Source organism: Marisediminitalea sp. (genome assembly GCF_984433645.1).
On record NZ_CFIDRX010000225.1, the window covers coordinates 1 to 5,763 of the forward strand.

General features: G+C 46.3%; 5 protein-coding genes and 1 pseudogene. 4 read left to right on the top strand and 2 right to left on the bottom strand.

The window, feature by feature from the left end; translation table 11 throughout:
* Positions 1-735, top strand: a pseudogene (locus tag AC4MRN_RS18985) (hypothetical protein); the annotation flags it as partial.
* 177 nt (positions 736-912) lie between these two features.
* A complete protein-coding gene (locus AC4MRN_RS18990; RefSeq protein ID WP_491204180.1) occupies positions 913-1,752 on the top strand; it encodes a glucosaminidase domain-containing protein in 840 nt (279 codons plus the stop codon).
* A 134-nt stretch (positions 1,753-1,886) separates the two neighbouring features.
* Here the strand turns inward: AC4MRN_RS18990 and AC4MRN_RS18995 are convergent, their stop codons facing one another.
* Positions 1,887-3,038: a DUF21 domain-containing protein gene (locus AC4MRN_RS18995; RefSeq protein WP_491204182.1), complete on the bottom strand. Its 1,152-nt coding sequence runs from the start codon at positions 3,036-3,038 to the stop codon at positions 1,887-1,889.
* A 47-nt stretch (positions 3,039-3,085) separates the two neighbouring features.
* Positions 3,086-4,426, bottom strand: coding sequence for a magnesium transporter (locus tag AC4MRN_RS19000; RefSeq protein WP_491204181.1), 1,341 nt, complete (start codon positions 4,424-4,426; stop codon positions 3,086-3,088).
* Between the two features lie 193 nt (positions 4,427-4,619).
* Here AC4MRN_RS19000 and AC4MRN_RS19005 point away from each other — a divergent pair, with 193 nt between their 5' ends.
* A complete protein-coding gene (locus AC4MRN_RS19005; RefSeq protein ID WP_155016135.1) occupies positions 4,620-4,889 on the top strand; it encodes a hypothetical protein in 270 nt (89 codons plus the stop codon).
* The gene (locus AC4MRN_RS19010) at positions 4,886-5,752 is read left to right on the top strand and encodes a mechanosensitive ion channel family protein (protein WP_255052313.1); all 867 of its coding nucleotides are present in this window, start codon (positions 4,886-4,888) and stop codon (positions 5,750-5,752) included. The genes AC4MRN_RS19005 and AC4MRN_RS19010 overlap by 4 nt, the downstream gene beginning before the upstream one ends.
* The last annotated feature ends 11 nt before the right edge of the window (positions 5,753-5,763 follow it).

Consider the following 5,763-nt stretch of genomic DNA (forward strand, 5'->3'; position numbering starts at 1 on the left):
ATGAAGCATGCTTTGGATACAGATATACCTGAATTGATGCTGCATTTCGAACAACAACTAGGGAAAATCAATGGGAAAAAGCCGGTTCTGTTTGCCTCTTATGCCAATGTTAATGGGCACTCATCGCAGGGTGGAACGCTGCCAAACCAAATATTCATGCATTGGAACGTGAACACTCTGCATCAAAAAACAAAAGACAGTCAGTTTTTGAATGACACCCTCTGGTTCTTCGCTCATGAAGTCGCTCATTTGTATCAATTTAGCGGCGATGTGGAGTTGGTCGGCAATGACAATGAAGCCTGGTTGCATGAAGGGCATGCCGATTGGTTAGCAGCCAAAGCGCTGTTAGCGCTCTACCCGGATACTGACTTATACGTTAAAAGCAAAATTGAACGAGCGAAGGTCAAATGTATTGAGGGGCTGGATAAGATGACGCTAAGCCAAGCATCAACACAGGGGCGTTTTGACTTGTACTACACCTGTGGGTTAGTCATTCATCATGCAGTAGATAAGGCTTTGCAAAAACATGATTCGGGCGACAGTGCATCGGTTTGGCGAGCGTTTAGTCAACAGGCCGAGCAGCTGGGAACAGGAGGGATTGACGTATTTTTGGCTGTTGTTCAAGGGAACACGTCTGAATCCTTCGCGAAACAAATCCGCCTGTTCGTAGAAAAGCAGCAGGGTAACCCTGAACAGGCTATCGAAGCGTTAATGCGCGCAGCATTGCAACAGTGATCCACATGTACGCTCGAAACAGAATAAACAACACGATATATCGCCCAGAAAATCAGTGTTTTATAACGAATTGATTGTTAACTGATGATTTCTGGGCTATATCGAAAGACACGAAATCGTTTTTGATGACGCCAATTTACACAACCACAACGTCATCCATTAACTACAGGACATGCAATGAAAGGCAAACTTAGTTCGTCTGCAATAATGGCTGCAGTGCTGGCAATACTTCTTATTCTGGGTGTTCACTTCTGGCTTTCCAATGAGTATGGTGGATTGCCTGACATTGAAGCTACCGCTGAGGAGTCAGTAAATGCCCTGCCGGATTTTACCACTTACACTGACGTTAAAGAGAAGAAGGAAGCCTTTTTCGATACCCTGTACCCCATTATCCAGGAAGAAAACGCGCATGTGCTGCAAGTCAGGGAAGCGCTGATTTCGCTAAAAGAAGCGGAGTCGCTGTCTGACACGGATCAGCATTGGATTGCCGATCTGGCGCAGTATTACAAAGTGGTCGATGAAGAAGATTCTCCAGTCACCGTTGACGATGCATTATTGGATTCGCTGTTATTGCGAATAGACTACATTCCGCCATCGCTGGCGTTAACCCAGGCCGCTATTGAGTCAGGTTGGGGATCTTCGCGCTTTTCGCGTCAGGGCAACAATTTATTTGGTCATTGGTGCTTTGTGAAGGGCTGCGGGATTGTGCCCGGAGAGCGTCAGGATGGTCGTGTCCACGAGGTCGCTAAATTTGACACCGTTAATCACGCGGTGCGGGCCTACATTCGAAACCTGAACACCCACTACGCCTATGACGAGTTTCGGGATTTAAGGGCGAAATTACGTGAATCAGGCAGTTCAATAACAGGAAAGGCACTGGCCACCTCACTGGGCCAATATTCAGAAGAGGGAACGCATTACATTGAGAAGGTCTCAAAGTTTATCGACCACAACAAACTGCAGCGTTACACAAAGCAATTCGAAAAGTCGCTGATGCCAGCGCCTTCGAGCAGTTAGTATTTCTAAATTGAAAAATGAGCAGTGTGAGCAAAATTGGGCGCTGATACCCCTGATACCAGCGATACGGATCGTATTCGTCCCCTGGTAAAACAGGGGACGTTCATCTTGTTTTGTTGAGTCAGTTAGAACTGCTATTCCGGTTGTCGTTCTGAGGTCGCTTTTGCAGCAATGTCTACAGCACTGTTTTGGGTAGTCGTAGCCACAGCGCTGTCATTCGAATTTTCATTTACTGCGGTGGGTTTTAGAACCGGCATATCCGGCATCTTTGCACTGATTCCTTTCAGCAAACGGCCTAAAATATCAGCGCCTGTAATAATACGGGGCTGTGCTCCCCAAACCAGCACAACGTCGACATCAATGGTGCCGTCGTGGTGAACGTCCAGTGACTCCTGGGCTTTCAAATGCCATATAACATCGCCCAGTGTCAGGTTTTCGTCGCGGATAATTAGCGGGCGATGACAATAATCGTAAATATCAAAAGGCTCGCCGGTGTCAAATAAAGCTGCTCTCAAGGCACCATCGGCATCGAGTATCAGGTGGGGTTGATTTTTCATGTCGGCTAACACCACCCAATTGTGACCACTGGCATTAATTTTCTGTAGAAGTTCGTCTGAACTATCTCGCACAAAATCCGGTAACATCGGAAAGTCCAGTTTGGTGGGCAATTGAATGATCGAACGAGGCTCAATGAGTTCACCTTCTTGCGACACCTTAATGTCATCAATAGCCAGAAAGTTCAATGCGCCAATACCTTCAACGTGGTCGACTTCGGCCTCTTCCGCATCAACGTGTTGCTTAATAACCCTGCGAAGATCATTGTCCCGCATGTATTCTACACCTTCTTTTCCTAACCAGCCGTCAAGGATCAGGGCTGATGGTTTAGCAACCGGGTAAAGTAAGAACTGATAGAAACGCATGACAGGTGACAATATTGAAGCCATTTTCATGGCGTTTCGGGAGAAGTAAGCCTGGGGCAATATTTCACCAAATATGGTGATGAAACCGGTTGAGAACATAAAAGCACTCATACCGATTAAAACGGAATCAGATAGCAATGTGAGTAGTACATTGATACCCACATTTCCCCATAGAATGGTAGCTAACAGGAAATTAGAGTCTTCTCGTAATTTCAGGATTTTCTTCGCAGCCCGGTGCCCGTGTGTTACTTCAACCTCCAGTTGGAGACGACTGAGCGAAAAAAACGCCAGGTTTAACCCAGAAAACATGGCTGATTGTGATATACAAAATGCTATGCCGCACCAAATGATCACTTCGTGGTTAATTTGTGAAAAATCCATAGATATAAATAATCTCTAAAACAAAAAGGTTGTTACAGCAGTAAGGCCGTACCCAGGCCCAGAAAGGCAACAAAGCCAACAATGTCAGTGACGGTCGTCAAAATTACCGAGCCCGATAATGCAGGATCAATATTGAATTTTTCCAACACCACGGGTACCAACACACCCGACAAAGCAGCGGCCACGATGTTGACTAAAATTGCGATACCGATAACGGCACCAAGCCATGGCTGTTGAAACCACAACATAGCCACCAGGCCTATAATTATTGCCCAGATGACACCATTTAACCCGCCGACTTTCAATTCTTTTATCAATAGCGCCTGCATGTTTGCCCCCGACACCTGTTTGAGTGCCAGTCCGCGTATTACAAGGGTCAGAGTCTGACTCCCTGCTATTCCACCCATACTCGCAACTACCGGCATGAGTACAGCCAAAGCAACAACTTGTTGCAAGGTGGCTTCGAAGAGGCCAATGAATGCACTGGCGAGGAAAGCCGTTAACAGGTTTATACCCAGCCAGATAGCACGGCCCCGCGCACTTTTGCGGACAGGAGAGAATAAGTCTTCATCTTCATCCATCCCCGCCGTTGCCATTAACTGGCGCTCATAGTGTTCACGGGTTAACTCTGCCGCCGTGGTTACATCGACCCGGCCAACTAATTTTGACTGTTGGTCAATGACCGGTAATGCGCCATATTCCGACGTTTGTACTGCAATCGCAGCCTCAATGCAGGTTTGGTTGGCACTGATTGCCGGGAGCTCATCCAGTGATAGATCAACTAAAGGAATGTGTTCAGGCTGAGCATGCACTTGTCCAACTTCAACGGCTTCGGAATACTGACCTGAGCGATTGACTAAAAAGATCAGGTCAGTATGACGTGGGTTTTCACGTCGCAACAACCGTTTTGCATCACGCACTTTGGCATTTAAGGGTAAAACCAGGAAATCATGGGTTACCCAATGTCCAATTTGATCTTCTTCGTAAGCATTTGCTTGAGCAAAGTGCATGCGTTGTACTTTGTCCATCGCAGCGTATGCGCGCTCCATCAACTCACCGGAAAATGAGTCGGCGAGTTCGAGCAAGTCTTCAGCATCGATGTCGGTGAAGATATCGTTCCACTCATCGTCACTGGTTGCATTGATCAGCACTTCCCTGGGATCGCTCCGCATTTCGATCAGGACATCCAGTTTTTTCGCAACCGGCAAGCTCTGCCACAATGCTAATCGGTCATCAATTGGCAGAGACTCAAGCAAAAGCGCCGTTTCTGTTTCATCAGACTGCGCCAGTAACACTGACACATTGGCGCTTTTTTGTTCTGAGTCGGCATAGTTGATTACTTCACCAATTAAATTAGAAAGAGGCTCCGACATTTATATTTGTATCCTATATTCATATAGTTAGCTTGATAGACGCGACTGTCATACAAAAAGTCACATTTTTTTGTGACTAATGAGAAATCAGTAACGTCTAAGCAAACATAGGTCGGTAATTGCGTGGCTAATAATCTGGAAAGTGTGGTTATTGCCCAATATCACACTACAGAACTTGATCAGAGTAACGAGCATGACAACGGATGAAGATAAGTTAAAAGCGATGTTTCAGGCTTCGCAACCGGAGATAAACCAGCAGATTGCCTTGAAGAAGGTATTGGCGAAGTCGCACAAAGTGACCGCTGTAAAAGATGTAGCAGGGCTTTTTGTGGGCTGGATTTGGGTTGTGTTTCTGGGATTCGGGGCGTCCATGTACTCAGCCCGGAGACAACTTAATAAACACAATAGACCATTGAGAAAAACACCAATTAAAAATAGCGCACAAGCGGGAGATACAGAATGAATATAGACGCATGGTCAGAGTCTTTTAGTCAGGCCCTTACCCGGTTTTGGACAGAGATAGCAGGCTTTTTACCCAACTTTCTTGGCACCTTGCTGGTTGTCGTGTGTGGGTATTTCTTATCAAAAGTCGTCACGCGCTGGCTGGCCCGGTTAATTAGTCGTCTGGGCTTTGACAGTTTATGTCGAAAGATTGCGGTCACCAGCGCTTTGAAGTCAATTGGTGTCAAAACGATGCCATCTGACCTGGTGGGTCAGTTAGTACATATTTTTTTGGTACTGGTCATACTCGTGGCCGGTGCTGATACGCTGGGTCTGGAGCGTTTTTCAGCCATTCTTGATGAGATTGTCCTGTATCTACCCAAGCTGGTGGGTGCTTTATTTATCACTGTTATTGGTCTGTTTATTGCCAAAACGGGCAAAGCCCATGTGGAGACTTCTTTAACGAATTTGGGCGTAGAGTACAGTGCTTCTGTTGGCCGTGTGCTGCAGTTACTAGTGATGTTTATTACCTTCTCATTGGTAATTGGTCAGTTGGAACTGGAAACGGCTCTGCTAAATGTGATCTTTACGGTGTTGATTGCGAGCCTGGGTATCGCTTTGGCGCTGGCATTGGGACTCGGAACAAAAGATATCGCTAATAGCATCGTGTCCGGGATATACGCGCGAGAACAGTTGCAGCCAGGTGATGAAATTGAGTTTGAAGGATTTCAGGGATATATCGTTGCAGTCACCACGGTCAATACATTAGTTGAAAACAGCGAAGGGAAGCGTTTGAGTATTCCGAATGATCAGCTGTTAACGAAGACATTTACCACAACGCAAATGGGCAGTGATGAACTGCTTGATAACGAAACGAAGGATTAGCGATTGAGATG

What these genes read in the sequence shown, in the direction of transcription:
- AC4MRN_RS18990 (WP_491204180.1), top strand. Translation starts at nt 913, where the DNA reads ATGAAAGGCAAACTTAGTTCGTCTGCAATAATGGCTGCAGTGCTGGCA.
- AC4MRN_RS19000 (WP_491204181.1), bottom strand. Translation starts at nt 4,426, where the DNA reads ATGTCGGAGCCTCTTTCTAATTTAATTGGTGAAGTAATCAACTATGCC.
- AC4MRN_RS19005 (WP_155016135.1), top strand. Translation starts at nt 4,620, where the DNA reads ATGACAACGGATGAAGATAAGTTAAAAGCGATGTTTCAGGCTTCGCAA.
- AC4MRN_RS19010 (WP_255052313.1), top strand. Translation starts at nt 4,886, where the DNA reads ATGAATATAGACGCATGGTCAGAGTCTTTTAGTCAGGCCCTTACCCGG.